The 397-nt window shown below is 48.9% G+C and carries 1 protein-coding gene; it reads right to left on the bottom strand.

Annotated features, from left to right (window positions below; translation table 11 throughout):
• Positions 1–397, bottom strand: a 397-nt coding sequence (locus ACT3RN_RS16180; RefSeq protein ID WP_444518880.1) for a DUF2345 domain-containing protein, incomplete at both ends; no start/stop codon positions are given.

Below are 397 nucleotides of genomic sequence, written 5' to 3'. Positions count from 1 at the left end.
ACTAGGCAACCCCGCCAAACTCAGCCCATCCATCCCGCCGCCATCACGACTGTGCTTACCAGCCTTCTCCGTAAACTGCATCGCCGCAATCGTAATATCACCGCCATCTAATGTGATACTCGCACCGCCCGCCGTTAGCGTAATCTTATTCGTTGCCACTATCTCAACTTCTTTAGTTGAGGATGACATATTCACATCTTGCTTCGCCGTTGCCTCAAGCTTCCCTGTATGCGCAGACAGCATAATATTGTCCTTGCCATTCGTCATACTGAACTGACCATCAGCAACCATTGTCAAAGACTCGCTACTGATTTGATGATGACCATCACCACTACTCACCATCATATCTTGCTGAGTGGTCGTTACCATCTCACCCATCGATCGTTGAATCAGCGTA

The organism is Psychrobacter sp. AOP5-GZ1-6 (assembly GCF_052376345.1).
In the GTDB taxonomy this organism is placed as follows: domain Bacteria; phylum Pseudomonadota; class Gammaproteobacteria; order Pseudomonadales; family Moraxellaceae; genus Psychrobacter.
This window is presented reverse-complemented; position numbering and strand designations above follow the sequence as displayed.